This is a genomic window from Mesorhizobium sp. M2E.F.Ca.ET.209.01.1.1, from assembly GCF_004010375.2.
Taxonomy (GTDB): domain Bacteria; phylum Pseudomonadota; class Alphaproteobacteria; order Rhizobiales; family Rhizobiaceae; genus Mesorhizobium.
Genome location: NZ_SADP02000011.1, coordinates 26,981 through 48,392 on the forward strand (window position 1 = coordinate 26,981; position 21,412 = coordinate 48,392).

General features: G+C 64.7%; 18 protein-coding genes and 1 pseudogene. 16 read left to right on the forward strand and 3 right to left on the reverse strand.

Annotation, left to right across the window (positions count from 1 at the left end; all coding sequences use genetic code 11):
* Positions 1–22 precede the first annotated feature (22 nt).
* From EN852_RS20260 to EN852_RS20305, 10 genes and pseudogenes are all read left to right on the forward strand, one after another.
* On the forward strand, positions 23–1,063 hold the full coding sequence (locus tag EN852_RS20260) for a proline racemase family protein (RefSeq protein ID WP_127876627.1): 1,041 nt from the start codon (positions 23–25) through the stop codon (positions 1,061–1,063).
* A 218-nt stretch (positions 1,064–1,281) separates the two neighbouring features.
* The gene (gene ftsZ, locus EN852_RS20265; RefSeq protein ID WP_042647517.1) at positions 1,282–2,274 is read left to right on the forward strand and encodes a cell division protein FtsZ; all 993 of its coding nucleotides are present in this window, start codon (positions 1,282–1,284) and stop codon (positions 2,272–2,274) included.
* A gap of 176 nt (positions 2,275–2,450) precedes the next feature.
* Positions 2,451–3,512: a maleylacetate reductase gene (locus EN852_RS20270; protein WP_127876628.1), complete on the forward strand. Its 1,062-nt coding sequence runs from the start codon at positions 2,451–2,453 to the stop codon at positions 3,510–3,512.
* Positions 3,513–3,676: 164 nt separating this feature from the next.
* A complete protein-coding gene (locus EN852_RS20275) occupies positions 3,677–4,675 on the forward strand; it encodes an ABC transporter permease (RefSeq protein ID WP_127876629.1) in 999 nt (332 codons plus the stop codon).
* A gap of 36 nt (positions 4,676–4,711) precedes the next feature.
* Positions 4,712–5,728 (forward strand): sugar ABC transporter substrate-binding protein, encoded by a 1,017-nt coding sequence (locus EN852_RS20280; RefSeq protein WP_127876630.1) that lies wholly within the window; start codon positions 4,712–4,714, stop codon positions 5,726–5,728.
* A 12-nt stretch (positions 5,729–5,740) separates the two neighbouring features.
* Complete coding sequence (locus EN852_RS20285; RefSeq protein WP_127876631.1) at positions 5,741–7,858, forward strand: SMP-30/gluconolactonase/LRE family protein; 2,118 nt, start codon at positions 5,741–5,743, stop codon at positions 7,856–7,858.
* Complete coding sequence (locus tag EN852_RS20290) at positions 7,855–8,949, forward strand: strictosidine synthase (protein WP_127876632.1); 1,095 nt, start codon at positions 7,855–7,857, stop codon at positions 8,947–8,949. Before EN852_RS20285 ends, EN852_RS20290 begins: the two co-directional genes overlap by 4 nt.
* A gap of 3 nt (positions 8,950–8,952) precedes the next feature.
* The gene (locus EN852_RS20295) at positions 8,953–10,449 is read left to right on the forward strand and encodes a sugar ABC transporter ATP-binding protein (protein ID WP_127876633.1); all 1,497 of its coding nucleotides are present in this window, start codon (positions 8,953–8,955) and stop codon (positions 10,447–10,449) included.
* 104 nt (positions 10,450–10,553) lie between these two features.
* A complete protein-coding gene (locus EN852_RS20300; RefSeq protein WP_127876634.1) occupies positions 10,554–11,450 on the forward strand; it encodes a LysR family transcriptional regulator in 897 nt (298 codons plus the stop codon).
* Positions 11,451–11,616: 166 nt separating this feature from the next.
* Positions 11,617–11,861: pseudogene (locus EN852_RS20305) on the forward strand (GIY-YIG nuclease family protein).
* 148 nt (positions 11,862–12,009) lie between these two features.
* Here the strand turns inward: EN852_RS20305 and EN852_RS20310 are convergent.
* On the reverse strand, positions 12,010–13,506 hold the full coding sequence (locus tag EN852_RS20310) for an aldehyde dehydrogenase family protein (protein ID WP_127876635.1): 1,497 nt from the start codon (positions 13,504–13,506) through the stop codon (positions 12,010–12,012).
* Positions 13,507–13,648: 142 nt separating this feature from the next.
* On the opposite strand from EN852_RS20310, the gene EN852_RS20315 reads away from it, so the two are divergent.
* From EN852_RS20315 to EN852_RS20340, 6 genes are all read left to right on the forward strand, one after another.
* Positions 13,649–14,392, forward strand: coding sequence for a glucose 1-dehydrogenase (locus EN852_RS20315; protein WP_127876636.1), 744 nt, complete (start codon positions 13,649–13,651; stop codon positions 14,390–14,392).
* A 27-nt stretch (positions 14,393–14,419) separates the two neighbouring features.
* Positions 14,420–15,511 carry an isocitrate/isopropylmalate dehydrogenase family protein gene (locus tag EN852_RS20320; protein ID WP_127876637.1) on the forward strand — a complete coding sequence of 364 codons (1,092 nt, stop codon included), beginning with the start codon at positions 14,420–14,422 and terminating at the stop codon, positions 15,509–15,511.
* 4 nt (positions 15,512–15,515) lie between these two features.
* Entirely contained in the window at positions 15,516–16,664 is a 1,149-nt protein-coding gene (locus EN852_RS20325; RefSeq protein WP_127876638.1) for an alpha-hydroxy acid oxidase, read from the forward strand.
* A gap of 114 nt (positions 16,665–16,778) precedes the next feature.
* Entirely contained in the window at positions 16,779–17,612 is an 834-nt protein-coding gene (gene fghA / locus EN852_RS20330) for an S-formylglutathione hydrolase (protein ID WP_127876639.1), read from the forward strand.
* A gap of 168 nt (positions 17,613–17,780) precedes the next feature.
* The gene (locus EN852_RS20335) at positions 17,781–18,233 is read left to right on the forward strand and encodes a DUF2231 domain-containing protein (protein WP_127868643.1); all 453 of its coding nucleotides are present in this window, start codon (positions 17,781–17,783) and stop codon (positions 18,231–18,233) included.
* A gap of 16 nt (positions 18,234–18,249) precedes the next feature.
* Positions 18,250–19,569 (forward strand): sorbosone dehydrogenase family protein, encoded by a 1,320-nt coding sequence (locus EN852_RS20340; protein ID WP_127876784.1) that lies wholly within the window; start codon positions 18,250–18,252, stop codon positions 19,567–19,569.
* A gap of 26 nt (positions 19,570–19,595) precedes the next feature.
* On the opposite strand, the gene EN852_RS20345 is transcribed toward EN852_RS20340, so the two are convergent.
* Entirely contained in the window at positions 19,596–20,096 is a 501-nt protein-coding gene (locus tag EN852_RS20345; RefSeq protein WP_127876640.1) for a peptide deformylase, read from the reverse strand.
* Positions 20,097–20,099: 3 nt separating this feature from the next.
* Positions 20,100–21,305 (reverse strand): ROK family transcriptional regulator, encoded by a 1,206-nt coding sequence (locus EN852_RS20350; protein WP_127876641.1) that lies wholly within the window; start codon positions 21,303–21,305, stop codon positions 20,100–20,102.
* Between the last annotated feature and the right edge of the window lie 107 nt (positions 21,306–21,412).

Here is a 21,412-nt window from a genome sequence, read left to right on the forward strand (position 1 = left end):
GGCCGACAGGGAGAAACGAACAATGCGTAGCAGGACCAGCATCCGCGCCGTCGGCTGCCATGCCGAGGGTGAGATCGGCGACGTCATCGTCGGAGGCGTGCTGCCGCCGGCAGGCCGCACGATGATGGAGAAGATGATCACGATGGAGCGCGATCACGATCATATCAGGCGCATGCTGATCTGCGAACCGCGCGGCAGCGTTGCCAGGCATGTCAATCTCCTGGTGCCATCGACGCGCGAGGATTGCGCCGCGGGGGCCATCATCATGGAGCCGACGGAGTACCCGCCGATGTCCGGCTCCAACACGATCTGCGTCGCCACCGTGCTGCTCGAGACCGGCATGGTGCCGATGCAGGAGCCGGAGACGCGCTTCAAGCTGGATATGCCGGGCGGCGTCATCGAGGTGCGCGCCGAATGCCGCGACGGCAAATGCCTGTCGATCACCTTCCGCAACGCCCCCGCCTTCGCCGAACGCCTCGACGCGAATATCGAAGTCGAGGGGCTGGGAACTCTGAAGGTCGATATCGCCTATGGCGGGATGTTCTACGCGATCGTCGACGCGGCCGCGCTGGGCTTCTCGGTCACGCCTGACGAGGCCCGGGAGATTGCTGTGGCCGGCGAGAAGGTCCGCCACGCCGCGCGCGAGCAGCTCAATGTCGTCCATCCTGAGTTCGACAATGTGCGCGGCGTGTCGATCGTGCAGTTCGCCATGCCGTTCCAGGGGCCGGGCAAGGTCACACGCAACACCTGCATCGTCTCGCCCGGGCGCTCGGACCGCAGTCCGACGGGAACCGGCACATCGGCCCGCATGGCCGTGCTGCACGCGCGGGGCCTGATGCGCGTCGGCGACGTTCTGATCCATGAATCGATCATTGGCTCGCGCTTCACCGGCAGAATTGTGGACCTCACCGAAATCGCCGGACGCAAGGCGATCGTTCCCGAGATCACCGGCCGTGCCTGGATCACCGGCGAGCATAACTACTATCTCGATCCAACGGATCCCTATCCGCAAGGCTATGTGCTGTCGGACACCTGGGGCACCTCGACCTCGGTGAAGCAATAGAACTTCCTGCAACGGCGTCGTCTTGGAGCACTCGGGTACCCGGAACCTTTCTGTTCGAACGCAGGGCATCGCGCTGCATATGCTCGGCGGACCTTGCAGGGAGGCGCCCGCTCTGATTCCCTGCGCTTGGTGGGGATCACCTGATTCGTGTGCTCGTCGCTCCGGTTTCGCATCGCTGTGCGGCGGAGCAGCGGGTGCTTTCGCAGAAAGATGAAGAAATGACCGCCAAGCCGGAAATCCTGGAGATGAGACCCAAGATCACCGTCGTCGGGGTCGGCGGCGCCGGCGGAAACGCCGTCAACAACATGATCGCCGAAGGCTTGCAGGGCGTCGAGTTCGTCGTCGCCAACACCGACGCCCAGGCGCTCACCATGTCGAAATCGTCGAGGCTGATTCAGTTGGGCGCGCATGTCACCGAGGGGCTGGGCGCCGGATCGCTGCCGCAGGTTGGAAGTGCGGCCGCGGAGGAATCCATCGACGAGATCATGGATCATCTGGCGGGAACGCATATGTGTTTCATCACCGCCGGCATGGGCGGCGGCACGGGCACGGGCGCCGCGCCGGTGATTGCGCGTGCCGCGCGCGACGCCGGCATTTTGACGGTCGCCGTCGTCACCAAGCCTTTCACGTTCGAAGGCAAGCGCCGGACCCAGGCGGCCGAGGAAGGCATCGAGCGGCTGCGCGAGAGCGCCGACACCGTGATCGTCATCCCGAACCAGAATCTGTTCAGGGTCGCCGACGCCAGGACCACATTCGCCGACGCCTTCGCCATGGCGGACCGCGTTCTCTATGCCGGCGTCGGCTGCATCACGGACCTCATCGTCAAGGAAGGCCTGATCAATCTCGATTTCGCCGACGTGAAGTCGGTGATGCGCGACATGGGCCCGGCGATGATGGGAACCGGCGAGGCCTCAGGTGAGGGACGCGCAAGGACGGCGGCCGAGGCGGCGATCGCCAATCCGCTCCTCGACGAGGCCTCGATGACGGGCGCCAGGGGACTGCTGGTGTCGATCAGCGGCGGCATGGACATGACGCTGTTCGAGGTCGATGAAGCCGCGACGCGGATACGCGAAGAGGTCGACGCCGATGCCGACATCATCGTCGGCGCCATCTTCGACCAGTCCCTGGCCGGGAAGTTCCGTGTGTCGGTCGTCGCGACGGGATTGCGCAAGAGCGCGAGCGTGATGCAGTTCGAACAGAGGATCGCCTGACGCACCGCGATCCTCGGCCGCGCCGATGGCGCGGTGCAATCGGCTGACGCCAGCTTCCGACGGCGAATAGATTCCCAACTGCCGAATATCGGCGGCTAGCGCACTTACGCGCGCGCCTCTTCGTCGCTAATTTTCATGCCACGGCATACAGTCGCGGCAGACGGGGAGAGGCTCACATGAAAAGCTTCGTCTATAACGCCCAGCCGGCACGCGTCGTTTTCGGATCGGGCACGATCGCCAGGCTCCCGGAGGAGATCGACCGTCTGGGGCTGAAACGCGTGCTCGTGCTCGCAACGCCGCCGCGAGAGGCCGATGCCCGGCGTCTCGCCGGGTCGCTCGGCGGCACGGCAGCCGGCGTCTATGCCGGGGCGACGATGCACACGCCGGTGTCCGTGACCGAGGACGCGCTGCGGGTCGTGTCGGAGCTTGAGGTCGACGGGCTGGTCGCGATCGGCGGCGGCTCCACGACCGGCCTCGCCAAGGCGATCGCCTTGCGCACCGACCTGCCGCAGATCGTGGCGCCGACGACCTATGCCGGTTCGGAAATGACGCCGATCCTCGGCGAGACCAAGGATGGCGTGAAAGTCACCCAGTCGAGCCCGAGGGTGCTACCGGAAGTGGTGATCTACGACGTCGACCTGACGATGACGCTTCCCGCTTCCCTGTCGGGAACAAGCGGCATGAACGCCATCGCCCATGCCGTCGAGGCGCTCTATGCCAGGGAAAGCAACCCGGTGATAGACCTGATGGCCACAGAGGCCATCGGCGCGTTGGTGAGCGCCCTGCCGGTCATTGCCGGAAATCCGCATGACCGCGATGCTCGCTCCGAGGCGCTTTACGGCGCCTGGCTCTGTGGCATCTGTCTCGGCTCCGTCGGCATGGCGCTGCACCACAAGCTTTGCCACACGCTCGGCGGCACTTTCGACCTGCCGCATGCCGAGACCCATGCGATCGTGCTGCCGCATGCGCTGGCCTATAACGCGCCTGCCGTTCCGGCCGCCATGGAAACCTTGCGGGCCGTCCTGAAGACGAACGACCCGGCGCGGGCCCTTTACGATCTCGCCGGCCGGATCGGCGCAAAACGCGCGCTGTCCGAGATCGGTATGCCGCCCGACGGGATCGATATCGCGACGGACCGCGCGCTGGCCAATCCCTACTGGAACCCGCGCGCGCTGGAGCGGGAATCGATCCGGGCCCTTATCGCCCGCGCCTATGCCGGCGAACCGCCACGGAGCTGAGACGCCCGGGCAAACTGCACAGCGCATCAGAAAAACGAAATTGTCCGCCGACGCTCCAGCCGTAATTGTCCCAGCCAGGCGAACGGCTGGGTTTCTTGGGAGGATTCCGGAGCAGCTGATCGCCTGACAAAGGCGCCGACCACAGGCTGCCTGGGAGGAGGAAAATGCCTGGTTCGGGCAAATCGGACGACAGGCGCCTTGGCTTCAAGGTGTCGCAGGAAGTCGTCGTCGTCGCGATCTCGATCGCGCTGTTCGTCGTGTTCTCGGCGACGCTCAACAATTTCCTGAGCCAAGGCAACATCATCGCCATCCTCAAGAACGTGTCGATCCTCGGCACGCTGGCCGTCGGCATGGGCTTCGTCGTCGTCGGCCGCGGCATCGACCTCACCATGGTGGCGGTGATGGTTGTCGGCGTCGCCTTCAGCATCTGGATTTCCACCTGGGGCATCGATTTCACGCTTGCCGTGATCTGCGGCGCCATCCTGGTCGCGGCCATCGGCCTGTTCACCGGCGTCATGGTGGCGGTGGCAGAAGTGCCACCGATCTTCGCCACTCTGGCCATCGCCTCCTCGGTCTACGGCTCGGGGCGCATCGTCTTCGCCTCGGACGTGCTCTATGCGCCGCCGGATATCGCCTGGCTGAAATTCGTCGGCAATGGCAACGTGCTTGGCATACCGATGTCCGTCGTCATCTTCGGCGCGGTGGCGGCTCTCATGGGTCTCTTTCTCAGGAAGACGCGCTTTGGCCGGCTGGTCTACGCAACCGGCGACAATCCGAACGCGGCCCGCACCACCGGCCTGCCGACACGCCCGATCATCGTGACGCAATATGTCGTCAGCGCGCTCATCGCGTTCACCGCCGGCATCATCATGACCGGCCTTGTCACCGGCATCGACACGCGCCTCTACAATTCGAGCCTGATCTACGACGTGCTGCTGGTGGTGGTGCTGGGCGGCATCGGCCTGTCGGGCGGGCAGGGCGGCGTGCGCAATGTCATCGCCGGCACCATCCTGGTCGGTATCCTGACCAACGGCATGACGATCCTGAACTTCTCCTACACCAGCCAGAATTTGATCAAGAGCGTGATCCTGCTCGGCGCCCTTGCCATCGACGCCATCATCAATCCGCGCGACGAGCAAACCTCGCAGAGCGGCGACATCTGAACAAGAACTCGAACCATCAAATCAGGGAGGAAACCTATGAAACTATTCAAGAAATGCCTGTTGGCGGGCATGGCCGCGCTCGCGTTTCTAGGCGCCGCGCAGGTTGCGAGCGCGCAGGAAACCGATCAGGTCGGCCGGGCTGCCTATCTCGACGGCGTCAAGGGCAAGAAGGTCATCTTCGTGCCGATCTCGCAGGGCATGGACCTCAACCAGGCCTGGGTGATGGTGTGGCAACGTCACGCCGCCCGCTACGGCTTCACGCTCGAGGTGCGCGATCCGAACGGCGACACCAATGCCGGCATCCGCGCCATGCAGGGCGCGATCGCCGAGAAGCCGGACCTGATCATCGTGCAGAATCCGGACGTGCAGACCTATGCCCGCCTGCTGAAGCAGGCGCAGGCCGCCGGCATCAAGGTGCTGCAGGTCAACATGCAGTCGGCAACCCAGACCGACTCCTATGTCGGCAATGACTGGATCGAGATGGGCCGCCTGGAGATGGGCGAACTGGCCAAGCATTGCACCGGGCCGAACGCCGTCTCGCACAAGGTGGTCTGGCTCGCCGGCGTCCAGACGGGCGCCGCCAACATCTATATGCGCACCGGCATCGACGAGGTGCTGAAGGCCAATCCCGAGCTGCAGCTCGTCTCCGACCAGCCGGCCGACTACATCAGCGAAAAGGCCCGCCAGATCACCGAGACGGTGCTGCAGCAGCATCCCGATCTCTGCGGCATCATGGGCATCTGGGACAATGCCGAAGTCGGCGCGGGCGCTGCCGTCGCGGCCGCCGGCAAGCAGGATCAGGTCACCATCGTCACCAATGGCGCGGGTGCCGCGACGGGCTGCGAGAGCATCAAGAACGGGCTGCTCGACGTGATCTTCAATTTCAACGCGCCGATCCAGGGCGAGATCGCCGCGCAGCAGATCTCCGAGTTGCTGCAGCACCCTGACCGCAAGGCCGGCAGCGAGAAGACCATCTTCTTCGGCCCGATCACCCGCGTCGACAAGACCAATGCGACCGGCCGGAATTGCTGGAAGCCCGAAGACATCAAGTAAACGGACTTTCCGATGAGCATGGCCGAAAGCCTTGTGCGCTGGCGCTACCGTCTGCTCCCCGACCATGTGGTCGGGGAGATCCTGACCAAGAAATGGATCGACAGCGTCATTCCCTTCACGGCGCTGGTGATCCTGTGCGCGATCTTCGGCGCGATCGTGCCGGGCTTCTTCGACGTGACGACGCTGACCAATCTCAGCGGCCAGACCGCCGAGCTCGGCCTTGTCGTGCTCGGCATGACCATCGTGATGGTGTCGGGCGGCATCGATCTCTCGGTCGGCTCGACCTTCGCGCTCGCCGTGCTCGTCACGCTCTACGGCATGAATGTCGAGCAGTGGAGTTTTGGGACCGGCCTGCTGGCCTGCCTCGGCCTCGGCGTCGTCTGCGGCGCCATCAACGGCTTCCTTGTCGGCTTCCTGCGCATGCGGGCGTTCCTGACCACGCTGGTCACGCTCATCATCTACCGGTCCACCTTCGACATCGTCTTCCCGCATGTCTCGACGGCGATCGTCACCAGCGGCCCGGATTCGCCGACCTATGATTTTCTCGGCTTCGGCACGATCTGGGGCGTGCCGACCTCCTTCGCCGTCTTCGTGGTCATTGCCATCGTGATCCACCTGGTGCTGTCGCGCGCCCGCTATGGCTGGCGGCTGTTCGCGGTCGGCGGCGCGCGCCGGTCCGCCTACAATGCCGGCATCAATGTGCGTTTCACCCTGTTCAGCGCCTATGTGCTCTGTTCGGTTCTGGTGGCGCTCTCCGGCTTCTTCTTCTCGGCCCGCATCGGCAGTGCCGCGTCCGATATCGGCACCGGGCTCGAGCTGCAGGTGCTGACCGCGACCGTGCTCGGCGGCATCTCGCTCGGTGGCGGACGCGGCTCGGTCGCCAAGGCGCTGATGGGCACGCTCTTCGTGCTCGTCCTGTCGAACAGCCTGCTCGCGCTCGCCGTGCCCGGCCCGGTCAACTACCTGATCCTTGGCCTCGTGCTGCTGCTCTCGGTCATGCTCGACGTGCGCTGGGTGAAGAACCGCCACAAGATCCTGCGCAGCGTCTATATCTCGCCGACCTTCGCCAAGATGCCGCAGGCGATCTCGACCGCGCCCAGCGCGCCGATGGCGGTGAACGACCGGCTGAAGGATGTCGGCGTCATCGGCCTCGGTTTTCTCGATGGCGCCGAGGATGTGATCTTCGACCGCCAGGACCGCCTCTATACCGGCAGCCGGCAGGGCGACATATTGCGCTTCCAGCCGCCGCACTACACCGAGAGCGAAGTCTTCGCCCATATCGGCGGCTCGCCGCTTGGCATGGCGTTCGACCGCGACGACAATCTCGTCATCTGCGTCGCCGGCATGGGCCTCTACCAGGTCTCGCCGGCGGGCGAGGTGAAGCTGCTCACCGCCGAGACCAACCGCTCGCTGACATCGGTCGTCGACGACTCGACCATGAAGCTTGCTGACGACTGCGACATCCTCCCAGACGGCCGCATCGTCTTTTCCGAAGCTACCGTCCGTTTCGAGATGCACGACTGGTACGCGGACGCGCTGGAGAGCCGCGGCAACGGGCGCATCATCGTCCACGACCCCAAGTCCGGCTCGACCCGCACGCTGCTGTCGAACCTGGTCTTCCCCAATGGCATCTGCACGGCCTTCGACGGCCAGTCGGTGCTGTTCGCGGAAAGCTGGGCCTGCCGCATCAGCCGCTACTATTTCGACGGTCCGAAGAAGGGCAGGGTGGAGCGGGTCATCGAGGGACTGCCCGGCTATCCCGACAACATCAACCGCGCCTCCGACGGCACCTACTGGCTGGCGCTGATGGGCATGCGCACGCCGGCGCTCGACCTGTCGCTGGAAATGCCGGGCTTCCGCCGCCGCATGGCGCGGCGCGTGTCGGAAGACGCCTGGCTGATGCCCAATCTCAACACCGGCTGCGTGCTGCGCTTCGACGAGAAGGGCCAGATCCTCGAAAGCCTATGGGACCAGGCCGGCGAGAAGCATCCGATGATCACCTCGATGCGCGAGCACAAGGGCGTCCTCTATCTCTGCGGCATCTTCAACAACCGCATGGGCACCCTGCCGCTGAGGGGGGTCGACCCCAACTGGTTCAGCTCGGATTCCTACTGGGGCAAAAAGCCATGAGCGCCGTCAGCCGGCTTTTCGATCGCTTCCTTGGCCGTGGCGACTGGGCGGTGACGGTACCGACGCTCGACGGGCCGCTGCTGCCCAACCAGGAACTGGAAGAGGCAGAGACTTTTGCCGGCCTCGTTGACGCCGACAATCTGGTGCGGACTGAAAAGGGCATGCTGGCGAGCAGCGCGAACCTGCTGATGCGTTTCGGCGCCGACGGCAAGGCCGAGGTCCTGCAAGAATTTCCGGGCGAGATCACCGCGCTCGCCCATGCCCGCGGCATGACCGCTTTGGCCATCGACGGCAAGGGCGTCGTCATCCGCGGCGGCCTGCATGACGGGCGCGAGGCGACAGGCGACGAGGACCGCAGCCTGTCCTGCGTCACCGCTCTCACCTTCCTCGACAGCAACACTCTGCTGGTGGCCAACGGCTCGGCCTCCCTGCCGGCGAGCGCCTGGCGCCGCGACCTGATGCAGAAGAACGCCTCCGGCTCGGTCTGGCGGCTCGACCTGAAAAGCGGCCGGCTGGAGCTGATCCGCGACGGCCTTGCCTGGCCGGCCGGCATCGCCACGACGGGTTCGAACCGCGTCTACGTCACCGAAGCCTGGCGCCATCGCGTGCTGGCCATCGATCTCGCCAGCAAGGCCACAGCGCCGGTGCTGGAACATCTGCCGGCCTATCCGGCGCGTATCGCGCCCGCCTTCAACGCCGGCTATTGGCTGACCTTCTACTCGGTGCGCAACCAGCTGGTGGAGTTCATCCTGCGCGAGGAGACCTACCGCAAGCGAATGCTGGCCGAGATCCCGGAAGACTACTGGATGGCGCCGGCGCTCGGCTCTTGGCGCGATTACCGCGAGCCGATGCAGGGCAGCCAGTTGAAGCAGATGAACGTGTTGAAGCCCTACGCGGTCACCAGGTCCTACGGGCTGGTGGTCCATTGCGACCACAACATGAAGCCGCTGTCGAGCTTCCATTCGCGCGCCGACGGCACGGTGCACGGCACGATCAGCGCCTGCGAGGTCGACGACGACCTGCTCGTCGCCTCGCGCGGCGGATCGCGGATCGTGCGTGTGGCCAAGGCCGCCGGCGGCAAGCGGGGTTAAGCGATGTCGGATAACATCATCGAACTCAAGGACGCGACCAAGGCGTTCTCGCGCATCCCGGCCTTCAAGAAGGTCAATTTCAACCTGCGCAGGGGCGAGATCCACGCGCTGCTGGGCGAAAACGGCGCCGGCAAATCGACGCTGACCAAGGTCATGGCGGGCGTGTTCAAGCTGACCGAGGGCAAGCTGTTCTTCGACGGCAAGGAGGTGTCCTTCTCCACCCCCGCCGAAGCGCTGCGCGCCGGCATCGCCATGGTGTTCCAGGAGACCAATCTGGTGCCGGCGATGACGGTGGCGCAGAACCTCTATCTCGGCGAAGAGAAGATGTTCAACCGGCTGCGCGGCCTCTACATCCAGGCGCGCCAGTTCCTCGCCGGCATGGGTTTTCAGGTCGATCCGACCGCGCAGGTGAGCACGCTGGGCGCCGCGCACAAGCAGATGGTCGAGATCGCGCGCGCCGTCCACCACAAGGCGCGCGTCATCATCTTCGACGAGCCGACCGCGACGCTGACCCCGGAAGAGAAACGCCATTTCTTCAACCTGCTGCAGCGGCTGGTGAAGGAAGGCATCGCCATCATCTTCATCACCCATGCGCTGGAAGAGGCGCTCGCCGTCGCCAACCGCATCACCGTCATGCGCGACGGCGAGATCGTGGCGTCGGGCGAGGCCAAGGGCTTCACCCGCGCTTCGATCGTGCAGGCCATGGTCGGCCGCACGCTCACCGAAACGCTGCATGGCGAGGTCAAGCGCACCGCGCGGCCCTATGGCGACAAGGTGCTTTCGGTCGAGAACCTCTCCTGCGCCGGCCTTGTGCGAAACTCGTCCTTCTCGGTGTTTTCGGGCCAGGTCACCGGCATGTTCGGACTGGTCGGCGCCGGCCGCACCGAGATGGCCAAGGTCGTCGCCGGACTGCTGAAGCGTAACATCTTCCATGGCGGCGAAATCCGCTTGCTCGGCAAGTCGGTGCGCTACCGCGTGCCGCGGCCGGCGGTGCGCGACGGCATCGTCTATGTGACGGAGGACCGCAAGTTCGACGGGTTCTTCGAGACGATGACGGCCGGCGAGAACCTGCAGATCGGCGAACTGACCGATAAATCCAACCCGGTGTCGATCGTGTCCCTGGCCCGCGCCAGGGAGCTTGCCAAGCAATGGGGCGAGCGGCTGAGGCTGAAGCAGATCAGCGACCGCGCTCGCATGATCGAGCTCTCCGGCGGCAACCAGCAAAAGGTCGTGATCGCCAAGTCGCTCATCCAAAAGCCCAAGCTGGTGATCTTCGACGAGCCGACGCGCGGCGTCGATGTCGGCGCGATCGTCGAGATCCACCAGCTCATCAGCGACCTTGCCGATCAGGGCATGGCCGTCGTCGTCATCTCGTCCTATCTGCCGGAGATCCTTGCGGTTTCCGATCGCATCCTGGTCGTGAAACGCGGCCGCGTGGTCGAGGAGATGATGCTGTCTGACGCAACTGAGGAACGCGTCATGTTCGCCGCTGTCCACTGAACAGGAACAGATTTGCTGGCTAAGGCCGGGAACGGCCCTATTGCCTTGCAATCACTTCCGCGTCTGAATAGGTCAGGAGGTTCAGATCACCTGCCCGAGCGGACATGTCCAGCATCAACCTCAAACTTCTGCAGACGTTTCTGCTTGCCGCCGAAAATGGCAGCTTCCGGCGCGCGGCCGAAGAGAGCAACCGTTCGCCCTCGGCAGTCTCCATGCAGATACGCGACCTCGAGGAGCAGATCGGCATCTCGCTGTTCATCCGCACGGCGCAGCGCGCCAGCCTGACGCCGGAAGGCCAGGTGCTGTTCGAGGAGATCGCCAACGCGATGTCGCAGGTGCAGACCAGCCTCGACCGGCTGACCGAGATCGCGGCGCGGCGCAAGGGCAAGGTGCAGATCGCCTGCGCGCCGACGCTTGCGGCGAGCCGGCTGGGCGACATACTGGCGACATTCAAGCTGCGCTATCCGCGCTCGATCGTCGAGGTCATCGAGACGCCGCCGCAGGGGGCACTTGCGCTGTTGCAGCAGCAGGAGGTCGAATTCTACATCGGTCCCGAACTGCCGAACCTCAACGACTTCCAATTCGAATCGATCCTCGACGATCCGCTGATGGCCTGCATCCCGACGGAGACCTATGGCGGCGAGAAGAAGCTCAATCTGTCGGACTTGAAACGCTTCCCACTGATCCTGCTCAACCGCAAGACAGCGGTGCGCGGCCTGCTCGACCGGCTGACTGCGGCGGAGGGCATCGAGCTCAAGCCGCAATACGAAGTCGAAAGCGCGCAGACGGCGGTGGCGCTGGTGTCGTCGGGACTGGGCGTGTGCGTGGTGCCGGGCATCGCAATCTCGCGCAATGACGAGCGCATGCGGGTGGTGCCGATCGACCATCGCGACGCGCACCGCGCCGTCGGCATCATCACCGCGCGCGGCTATGTGCACCACTCCTTCTCGGAGCAGCTGATGAACCTGATCCGCACCAATCTGCGCGAGCTGGCGCACTGAGCACGGCGCTTTAAAGACCAGTGCCGAAGCCACTCCGTTCGTCATCCTAGGGCGTAGCAAGGAGCGAAGCGACGCGCGAAGATCCTAGGATCCATGCCGGAATCTCGACCGTGAAGTGCCACGGTGCAGGATGGTCGTTGACAGCAGCACCGATTAGGATCGCCACATGACCGGATACGTCTACATGACCGCGAGCCAGAAAGGCGGTACGATCTACATCGGCGTCACCAATGACCTCGCCCACCGAATTCCAGAGCACAAAGCTGGCCAAGGTTCGAGGAGTTTTTCGATATCGCCGACGCTATTCAGCGCGAGAAATCGCTGAAACGCTGGCCAAGGCAATGGAAGGTCGAACTGATCGAGAAGACCAATCCGACTTGGTCCGAGCTATTTTGCGGGATCAGCTGGTGACTATTCTTCACCCTAGTAGCGTTCGCAAATTCAGGCATGGATCCTAGGGTCTGCGCGCGTCGCTTCGCTCCTTGCTTCGCCCTAGGATGACGAAGCTACGGGCGCCTGCGCAGAACGGTGCAATTCGCAGGCCGGCCTCCTCTGAATATCAATCTGTCTGGATCCAGACCGCCTTCGTCTCCAGATACTCGTGCAGATGCTCGACGCCGCCTTCGCGGCCGTAGCCTGACATCTTCATGCCGCCGAACGGCACGGCAGGATCGATGGCGTGGTACATGTTGACCCAGACCGAGCCAGCCTTGACGCGACGCGCCAGCTTGTGCGCGGTGCCGAGATTGGTGGTGAAGATGCCGGCCGCCAGGCCGTAGGGCGTCGCGTTGGCACGCGCGACGGCCTCGTCCAGCGTGTCGAAGGGCATGGCCGAGATCACCGGCCCGAAGATCTCTTCGCGCGCGATCGTCATCTTGTCCGACACCGCGCCGAAGACGGTCGGCGCGATGAAGTTGCCGCCGTCATAGAGCTCGCCCGTCAGCCTCGAGCCGCCCGCGACCAGCTTGGCGCCTTCGTCGCTGCCGGCCTTGATGTAGCCTTCCACCTTTCCGGCCTGCCTTGCATTGATCAGCGGGCCGATTTCCGTCTCCGCCTCGATGCCGTGGCCGATGCGCAGCTTGCCGGCGAATTCGGCGACCCGGCGCACGAACTCGTCATGGATCTCGCGCGCCACGAACAGGCGCGAGCCGGCGATGCAGATCTGGCCCGAATGCACGAACACCGCCATCGCCGCGACCGGCACGGCCTTGTCGATATCGGCGTCGCGGCAGACGATGATCGGCGACTTGCCGCCGAGCTCCAGCGAGACGCGCTTGAGATTGGCGACGCCGGCCCGCGCGATCGCCTGGCCGGTCAGCGTCGAGCCGGTGAAGACGATCTTGTTGACCTCCGGATGTTCGGCCAGCCGCGCGCCGGCCTCGGCGCCGGTGCCGGTGACGATGTTGACGACGCCGTCGGGCACGCCGGCTTCCTGCATCAGCTTCGCGATCAGGAGCGGTGTCAGCGATGCATCCTCCGACGGCTTCAGCACGATGGTGCAGCCGGTGGCCAAAGCCGGCGCGATCTTCCATACCGAGGCGGCGGTGGGCGCATTCCAGGGAATGATCGCGCCCACGACGCCGACCGGCTCGCGCCGGGTGAAAGTGACGATCTCGCCGGGGATTGAATTGTCGATCGCTTCGCCATGCAGCGCGGTCGCCATGCCGCCATAGAAGCGCAGCATGCCGATGACGCGGCGCCGGTTGGCCAGCGTGCGGGTGATCGGCAATCCCATGTCGAGCGTGTCGGAGACGCTGAGCTCCTCCCAATGCTTCTCGAACAGATCGGCGATCCTGAGCAGCACGCATTGCCGCTCGTAGGGCGAGAATTTGGACCAGGGCCCCTCGAACGCAGCCCGCGCAGCGGCCACCGCCGCGTCGATATCGGCGGCTCCGCCGCGCGGCACCGTCGCCAGCACCTCGCCGGTCGCCGGGTTCAACGCCTGCATGACCTCGCCGGACTGCGCCGCGACCCACTTGCCGCCGATGAACATCGGCCGGAATTCGCCATGATAGAGCGTCGTGGCCTTCGCCCTCGGGTCGAAGTTCAGCGTCATCGTCTCCTCCTCACGAATTCCGAGGCGACTATTACTCCCGCTTCGGGCGACCTCAAACAAGGAAAGCTAAAAGGGCGTTCAGATAATCGGACTGTGCAACGCGCGCGTCTTCCCCGATGTTGCCGGCAACGGAGGAACAGATATGAGACTTGCTGGCAAGGTCGCCATCGTCACGGGTGGCGGGTCGGGGTTTGGCGAAGGCATCGTCAGGAAATTCGTCGAGGAAGGCGCGTCGGTCGTGCTGATGGACCGTGACGAGGCCGCGGCTTCCCGCGTCGCTCGCGAAGTCGGCGACAAGGTGCGGCCGATCACCGGCGACGTCTCGACGCTGGAGAGTTTTGTCGCGGCGGCCGATCTGGCGCGCTCGGCCTTTGGCGGGCTCGACATACTGGTCAACAATGCCGGCGTCGCGCAGCCGCCGCTGCGGCTGGAGACGATGGATGAAGGCCTGTTCGACCGCATCGCCAACGTCAACATGCGCTCGATCTATAACGGCGCCCGTGCCGTGGTGCCGCATTTCAAATCTATAGAGGCCGGCGCCATCCTGAATGTCGCTTCCACGGGCGGCGTCTCGCCACGTCCGAACCTCACCTGGTACAACGCCTCGAAGGGCTGGGCGATCGCAGCCACTCGCGCCATGGCCGTGGAGCTCGCGCCGTTCGGCATCCGCGTCAACGCGATCAATCCGGTCGCCGGCGACACGCCGCTTCTGTCCACCTTCATCGGCTCCGGCGAGGAAAACCGCGCCCGCGTCGTCGCCACCATCCCGATCGGCCGGCTGTCGACGCCGCAGGACATGGGCAATGCCGCGGCGTTCCTGTGCTCCGACGAAGCCAGCATGATCACCGGCGTCGACCTCAATGTCGACGGCGGCAAGTGCATCTGAATATTTGCGGTTCCTGAGGGATTGGCGATGAATGATGTCTACCAGATCGCGGTCGTGCATGGCGACGGCATCGGCCCCGAGGTCTGCGCCGCGGCCGTTGAGGTGGTGAAGGCAGCGCTCGGACCGGGCTGCCCTTTGCGCTTCACCGAATATCCGGCCGGCGCAGAGCATTTTCTGAAGACGGGGCAGAGCTTTCCCCAGCCGACCTTCGAGGCGTGCCGGGCGGCGGATGCGATTCTGCATGGCGCCGGCGGCCTGCCGGGTGTGGTCTATCCGGACGGCACGGAAGCCGGGCTCGACTTCACGCTGAGGCTCCGTTTCGAGCTCGACCTCTACGCCAATATCCGCCCCATCAGGCTCTTCGAAGGGGTGACGAGCCCACTCGCCGGGGTGAAGGCCGGCGACATCGACTACGTCATCCTGCGCGAGAACAGCGAGGGGCTCTACGCCGCGCGCGGGGCAGGGGCGTTGCTGCGCGGCGAGGTGGCGGTCGACACGCTCGTGCAGACGCGCGCCGGCATCGAGCGCATCGTGCGCAAGGCCTTCGAGCTGGCGCGCCAGTCGAACGGCGCGCCGCGCGACGGTGTTCGCCGGGTGACCTGCTGCGACAAGGCCAATGTGCTGCGCAGCTACGCCTTTTTCCGCTCCGTCTTCGACGAGGTGGCGAAGGACTACCCTGACATCGCGACGGAACATGCGCTGGTCGACGCCATGGCCATGCATCTCGTGCTGAAGCCCGGCCATTTCAATGTCATCGTCAGCGAGAACATGTTCGGCGACATTCTCTCCGACCTTGCGGCGGCGACGGTCGGCGGCATGGGCATGGCGCCGTCGGCGGAGGTCGGCGACGCTAAGGGCTTCTTCCAGGCGGCGCACGGCTCCGCGCCGGACATTGCCGGCAAGGGGATCGCCAATCCCTACGGGACGATCCTGTCGGCGGCGGCGATGCTCGAGTGGCTCGGCCGCGGACCTGGCGACGAAAGGCTGCTCCGGGCCGCCGAACAGATCCGTCGCGTGACGGAGGCTTGCCTGGCGAACGGGCTGCTCAGCGCCGATTTGAAGGGAAAGTCATCGACCGCCGAGATCACCGGGAACGTCTGCGACCGGCTCGCGGCCTGAGGCGATGGGGCGGCTCGATCGCTCCGTTTCGGTGGAGGATTTTCGCCAGCTGGCGCGCAGCCGGCTGCCGAAATCGGTCTTCGAATTCGTCGATGGCGGGGCGGGCCAGGAACTGACCTTGCGCGACAACCGCGCCGGCTTCGAACGCATCCGGCTGCTGCCGCGTGTTCTGACCGACGTATCCCGGCCGGATCTGACCACGACGCTGTGGTCCAAGACCTATCCGACGCCGCTGGTGATCAGTCCGATGGGATCCTGCGCGCTAGTGCGGCCCGGCGCTGACATCGCGATCGCCAAAGCGGCGGCGGCGCGCGGCATTCCCTACACGCTGTCGACCATGGCGACGACCGGCATCGAGCGGATGGCAAGGGCGGTCGAGGGCCCGCTCTGGTTCCAGCTCTATGTGCTGAAGGATTTCGATTTCAATCGCCGGCTGGTGCGGCAGGCTGAAGAGTTCGGCTATTCGGCGCTGGTCGTGACCGTCGACCTGCAGACGGGCGGCAAGCGCGAGAAGGACCTGAGGAACGGAATTTCGATCCCGCTCAGGCCTTCTTTGCGACACATGATCGAAGGGATCACGCATCCGGGCTGGTCGTTTCGTCTGCTTCGCGGCGGCTTGCCACAGTTCGAGAATGTCCGCGGCTATCTCGGCGACACCAGCGCGGGACTGACGATCGCCGCGCGCGTCGGCGGCAATCTCCATCCGGGTTTCGACTGGGACGACTTTCGCACGATCCGCGACTGGTGGAAGGGGCCGCTGATCGTCAAGGGCGTCCTGCACCCGGCCGATGCCGTGCGTTTGATCGGGGAGGGCGCGGACGGGATCTGGGTGTCCAATCACGGCGGCCGGCAGCTCGACGGCGCAGTCTCGAGCATCGACGCTATCGGGCCTGTGCATGCAGCCGTTGGCGATGGGGTTCCGGTCCTGATCGATTCCGGCATCCACACGGGCATGGACGTCATCAAGGCAAAAGCCCGCGGAGCGATGGCCTCCGCTATCGGCCGCGCCGCCCTGTTCGGAGCGGTGGCCGGACGGGCCGGTGTCGAACGGGTTCTGGATATTTTGCTCGACGGGATCGCGACCGGCCTGAAGCTTTCCGGGGTGCCGAGTTTCCACGAGATTGGTCCGGACTTGATCGCTCCATCGGGTTAACCGGCACCGTCACGGTTCCGTTGCGCCATCCGTCCAGCTTTGCGAAACGCGAGGTTGCGCGAGCCCCAGCCGGCGGCTATGCCCGTCCAGGATTTTCCAGACAAGAGGCAGCCGATGAAGGTCGTTTCCACCTCCAAGTCGCATGGCGGCATCCAGGGCGTCTATTCGCACGCTTCGGAGGTCTGCGCCTGCGACATGACCTTCGCCGTCTTCGTGCCGCCGCAGGCCAAGGACCGGCCGCTGCCGGTCGTCTGGTATCTGTCGGGCCTGACCTGCACGCACGCCAACGTCATGGACAAAGGCGAGTACCGGCGGATGGCATCCGAGCTCGGGCTCGTCGTCGTGTGTCCCGATACCAGTCCGCGTGGACCGGACGTTCCCGACGAAAAGGACAATTGGCAGTTCGGCTGCGGCGCCGGGTTCTATCTCGACGCGACGCAAGAGCCCTATGCGAAAAACTACCGGATGTATTCCTACATCGCCGAGGAATTGCCAGCGCTCGTTGCCGCGAACTTCCCGGTCGACATGTCACGCCAGGCGATCTTCGGCCATTCGATGGGCGGGCACGGCGCGCTGACGATCGCGCTGAAGAACCCGCAGCGCTACCGGAGCTGCTCGGCCTTCGCGCCGATCGTGCAACCGTCGACGGCCGGCTGGTCGCGCCCCGCTTTCGAAAAATATCTCGGAGCGGACGAAAAGAGCTGGCGCGCCTATGACGCGACGCTGCTGATCGAGGACGGCAAGCGATATCCCGAATTCCTCGTCGATCAAGGCACGGCGGATGGCTTCCTGCGGGATGGCCTTCGCCCATGGCTGCTCGAAGAGGCCTGCAAGAAGGCAGGGATCGACCTCATCCTGCACATGCGGGAAGGCTACGACCATTCCTACAATTTCATGTCGACCTTCATGGACGATCACCTCAAATGGCATGCCAGCCGTCTTAAGTGACATCGTCCGCAGAATGCGCGCCCCGCCGCAATCGAATGGTCTATTCCGGGTCACCGGTGACTGAAGGGATTTCAGCGTTCACCTTCCGGTGAGCGCACGAATTTCCGGCGGAACATTCCTCTTTTCGCGCTGTTACGCCGAAGCAGCAGCGCGGAAAGGAGTTGCCGCATGGACAATCCGCGATCCACGGCAAGCATAGCCGGCCATCCCATCCACCCCATGCTCGTCACCATCCCGATCGCCTGTTTCGTCGGGACCTTGCTCACCGATATCGCCTATTGGCGGACGGCCGAAATGACCTGGGCCAACTTCTCGGCCTGGCTCCTGACCGTTGGTGTCATCGTCGGCATCCTGGCTGCCATAGCGGGGCTTACCGACTTTCTGGGCGGTCGCAGGATACGCGCTCAGCCGACTGCATGGCTGCATATGGCCGGCAACCTCGTGGTGCTTGTTTTGTCCGTCTTCAACATGCTGATCCACACGCGCGATGCCTGGACATCCGTGGTGCCGACCGGGCTGATCCTGTCGGCGCTGGTGGTGATCATCCTGATCTTCACAGGCTGGCTCGGCTGGGGGCTGGTCTACCGCCATCACGTAGGAGTGGCCGATGAGACGGTTTGACAGCACGACAAGATGGATGTCCGCGGCGCTTTGCAGCGCGATGGCCTTGGGCGTTGCCGGCTGCAGCGACGAGAACACCGATCCGAACGCCCAGATCGGTCCCAATCCGAAACTACCGGAGATAAATCAATACCTGTTCCCACCGATGCATCTGGCCTCGGTGGTCGGCTGGAAAAACAACGAAAAGCCGGCCGTCGCGCAAGGCCTGCAGATCGAGGCGCTGGCCAACAACGGACTTCAGCATCCGCGGTCGCTTTACGTGCTGCCCAATGGCGACATTCTGGTGGTGGAGTCCAAGGCGCCGGATGAAGCATCGGTCAAGCGACCGAAAGACATCATCATGGGATTGGTCGAAAGCTGGGTCACCTCCGGCGGCGACACCGGGCCGAGCAACCGCATCACGCTGCTGCGCGACACCAATGGCGACGGCAAGCCGGATTACCAGGGCGTGTTCCTCGACCACCTCAACTCGCCCTTCGGCGTGGCGCTGGTCGGCAACGACCTTTATGTCGCCAACACGGACGCGATTGTGCGCTATCCCTACCAGCCGGGCGACACCAAGATCACGGCGCCAGGCAAGGTGCTGACGGAGCTGCCGGGCGGGCCGATCGACCACCACTGGACGAAGAGCCTGGTGGCGAGCCTGGACGGCTCATTGCTCTATGTCGGAGTCGGCTCGAACAGCAACATCACCGAGAACGGCATCCAGGCCGAGAAGGACCGCGCCGCGATCTGGGAGGTCGACCGCGCCACCGGCCGTTCGCGCATCTTCGCCAGTGGACTGCGCAACCCCAACGGCCTGTCGTTCGAACCTCAGAGCAAGGCACTGTGGACCGTGGTCAACGAGCGCGACGAGCTCGGACCGAACCTCGTTCCGGACTACATGACGTCGGTGAAGGACGGCGCCTTCTATGGCTGGCCCTACAGTTATTATGGCCAGCATGTCGATCCGCGTGTGATGCCGCAGCGGCCGGATATGGTGGCCAAGGCCATCCCGCCGGACTATGCGCTGAGCTCGCATGTCGCGCCGCTCGGGCTTGCCTTCTATACCGCAAGCAACCTGCCGCAATCCTATCGCGGCGGCGCCTTCGTCGGCGAGCATGGCAGCTGGGACCGTTCCCAGTTCAATGGTTACAAGGTGGTTTTCGTGCCGTTCAGCGGCGGGCATCCGAACGGTATGGCGAAGGACGTGGTCACCGGCTTCCTCAACAACAAGGGCGAGGCGAGGGGCCGTCCGGTCGGCGTTGCCGTCGACAAATCCGGCGCGCTGCTGATTGCCGACGATGTCGGCAACACGGTGTGGCGGGTCACCGCGGCGGCGCCGGGATCGACGTAAGGAACAGGCTCAATCCTCTGATTTTCCTAAAACGCCCGCATCAGTTTGTCGTAGCGTTTGATCAGGCGCTCGCGCTTCAGGCGCGATAGCCTGTGTATCCAGAAGAGGCCGTCCAACTGATCGATCTCGTGCTGGTGGCAGACCGCCAGCAGGCCTTCGGCATCTTCGAACTGCTCTTGGCCTTCGAGATCCTGGTAGCGAACCCGGACGCGGGCGTGCCGCTCAACCTCTTCGGTGACACCGGGCATCGAAATGCTGCCTTCCGTATGACGGAGCATTTCGGTCGAGGCCTCGACAATCGCCGGATTCACGTAGATCGCCGGTTTTGCGGCAGGAGGCACCTGGATCACGACCAGGCGTTTGAGGATGCCGATATGCGGGCCGGTTATGCCGATTCCAGGCGCTGCGTGCATGGTGTCGACAAGGTCGTCGGCCAGACCGCGCAGGTCACTGTCGAACAGCTCCACGCGATCCGCGATGGTGCGCAGCAGAGGATCGGGAAATTTTATGATCGGCCGGACCGCCATGTGTCAGGTTACCGGCTTCTGAAGGACATCGAATTGCGGGTTGGTTTCGGAGAAGATCGGCAAGGCGGCCGCGCCGAGAACGGACGTGTCCTTGCCCGCGGCGCCGACCAGGACCCGCGGGGTCGTGCGGGCGCGGGTCGCGCTCACGGAGAGATGGAGCGGCTCCAGCCGGCTGGCCAAGGCCTCGATCACCGGCAGCGGCATGAAGCCGCCGAGCACGACTGTCTCGGGATCGAGCGCCATTTCCAGGATGTCGATCGCCTGGCGCAGCGGTTCGACCGCCTCCGCGAGCCAAGCCTCGAAGCGGCTGTCGCCCTTTGCCAGGAGTTCTTCCAGCAGGCCGGGAGAGGCATGGTCAGGATCCGGCAGATCGAGCCTGTCATAGGCCGCGCGCAGCGAGACGTAGCGCTCCAGGCAGCCGCGCTTGCCGCAGCCGCAGGGAAGGCCGCCAGGCCTGACGATGATGTGGCCGATCTCGCCGGCATTGTGGCGGCTGCCCTTGTAGAGATGCCCGTCGAGGAAAAGCCCGGCGCCGAGGCCGGTGCCGATGAACAGATAGACGAAGCTTCCGAGCTTGCGGGCGACGCCATAGAGCCGCTCGCCTATTGCCGCCGCGGTGGCGTCGTTCTCGACGGTGACGGCGATACCGGTCAGCCGTTCCAATTCGTCGGCCACCGGAAAATCGTGCCAGCCGGGCAGGGCGGTCGGCCCGACCGACGTCATGCCTTCGACGCCGAACGGCCCGGGCATCGCCATCCCTATGCCGAGCAGCCTTTTCCGCTCCAGCCGGGAGGTCGCGATTAGGTCGCTCGAGATCGCGGCCAGCAACGGCAGGGCCTCGGCGGGCGTGGGGCGGTCGACATTTCTCTCGATGCGGGCGCGCATCGTGCCTGAGAGATCGCTGACGACGCCGACGGCAAGCTGGTGATCAAGCTGGAGACCGATCGAATAGCCGCCATCGGGGTTGATGGAATAGGGCACGGCCGGCTGGCCGCGCGCGCCCTTGAGCGTTGCCTCAGGCCGCAGCAGCCCGGCTTCTTCCAGTTCCTCGACGATGTTGGAGATGGTCTGCGACGACAGCGCCGTCAGCCTGGCGATCGCGGCGCGCGAAAGCGCGCCACTGGTACGGATGGCTTCGATCACCACACGCCGGTTGTGCGATTTCGCCTGTTCGAGATTGGTGCCGGAGATGGCTTTCTTGAGGGTCATGCGGTTATGCCAGTCGCCGGAACTGTAGAATGCCACTTCAGAAACTCAAGTTGATTTAATTATAGGGGCTTAGCGCTCAGCAGTCCGAGGCTTGGGCCAGCGTAGGA

What these genes read in the sequence shown, in the direction of transcription:
- EN852_RS20260 (WP_127876627.1), top strand. Translation starts at nt 23, where the DNA reads ATGCGTAGCAGGACCAGCATCCGCGCCGTCGGCTGCCATGCCGAGGGT.
- ftsZ (WP_042647517.1), top strand. Translation starts at nt 1,282, where the DNA reads ATGACCGCCAAGCCGGAAATCCTGGAGATGAGACCCAAGATCACCGTC.
- EN852_RS20270 (WP_127876628.1), top strand. Translation starts at nt 2,451, where the DNA reads ATGAAAAGCTTCGTCTATAACGCCCAGCCGGCACGCGTCGTTTTCGGA.
- EN852_RS20275 (WP_127876629.1), top strand. Translation starts at nt 3,677, where the DNA reads ATGCCTGGTTCGGGCAAATCGGACGACAGGCGCCTTGGCTTCAAGGTG.
- EN852_RS20280 (WP_127876630.1), top strand. Translation starts at nt 4,712, where the DNA reads ATGAAACTATTCAAGAAATGCCTGTTGGCGGGCATGGCCGCGCTCGCG.
- EN852_RS20285 (WP_127876631.1), top strand. Translation starts at nt 5,741, where the DNA reads ATGAGCATGGCCGAAAGCCTTGTGCGCTGGCGCTACCGTCTGCTCCCC.
- EN852_RS20290 (WP_127876632.1), top strand. Translation starts at nt 7,855, where the DNA reads ATGAGCGCCGTCAGCCGGCTTTTCGATCGCTTCCTTGGCCGTGGCGAC.
- EN852_RS20295 (WP_127876633.1), top strand. Translation starts at nt 8,953, where the DNA reads ATGTCGGATAACATCATCGAACTCAAGGACGCGACCAAGGCGTTCTCG.
- EN852_RS20300 (WP_127876634.1), top strand. Translation starts at nt 10,554, where the DNA reads ATGTCCAGCATCAACCTCAAACTTCTGCAGACGTTTCTGCTTGCCGCC.
- EN852_RS20310 (WP_127876635.1), bottom strand. Translation starts at nt 13,506, where the DNA reads ATGACGCTGAACTTCGACCCGAGGGCGAAGGCCACGACGCTCTATCAT.
- EN852_RS20315 (WP_127876636.1), top strand. Translation starts at nt 13,649, where the DNA reads ATGAGACTTGCTGGCAAGGTCGCCATCGTCACGGGTGGCGGGTCGGGG.
- EN852_RS20320 (WP_127876637.1), top strand. Translation starts at nt 14,420, where the DNA reads ATGAATGATGTCTACCAGATCGCGGTCGTGCATGGCGACGGCATCGGC.
- EN852_RS20325 (WP_127876638.1), top strand. Translation starts at nt 15,516, where the DNA reads ATGGGGCGGCTCGATCGCTCCGTTTCGGTGGAGGATTTTCGCCAGCTG.
- fghA (WP_127876639.1), top strand. Translation starts at nt 16,779, where the DNA reads ATGAAGGTCGTTTCCACCTCCAAGTCGCATGGCGGCATCCAGGGCGTC.
- EN852_RS20335 (WP_127868643.1), top strand. Translation starts at nt 17,781, where the DNA reads ATGGACAATCCGCGATCCACGGCAAGCATAGCCGGCCATCCCATCCAC.
- EN852_RS20340 (WP_127876784.1), top strand. Translation starts at nt 18,250, where the DNA reads ATGTCCGCGGCGCTTTGCAGCGCGATGGCCTTGGGCGTTGCCGGCTGC.
- EN852_RS20345 (WP_127876640.1), bottom strand. Translation starts at nt 20,096, where the DNA reads ATGGCGGTCCGGCCGATCATAAAATTTCCCGATCCTCTGCTGCGCACC.
- EN852_RS20350 (WP_127876641.1), bottom strand. Translation starts at nt 21,305, where the DNA reads ATGACCCTCAAGAAAGCCATCTCCGGCACCAATCTCGAACAGGCGAAA.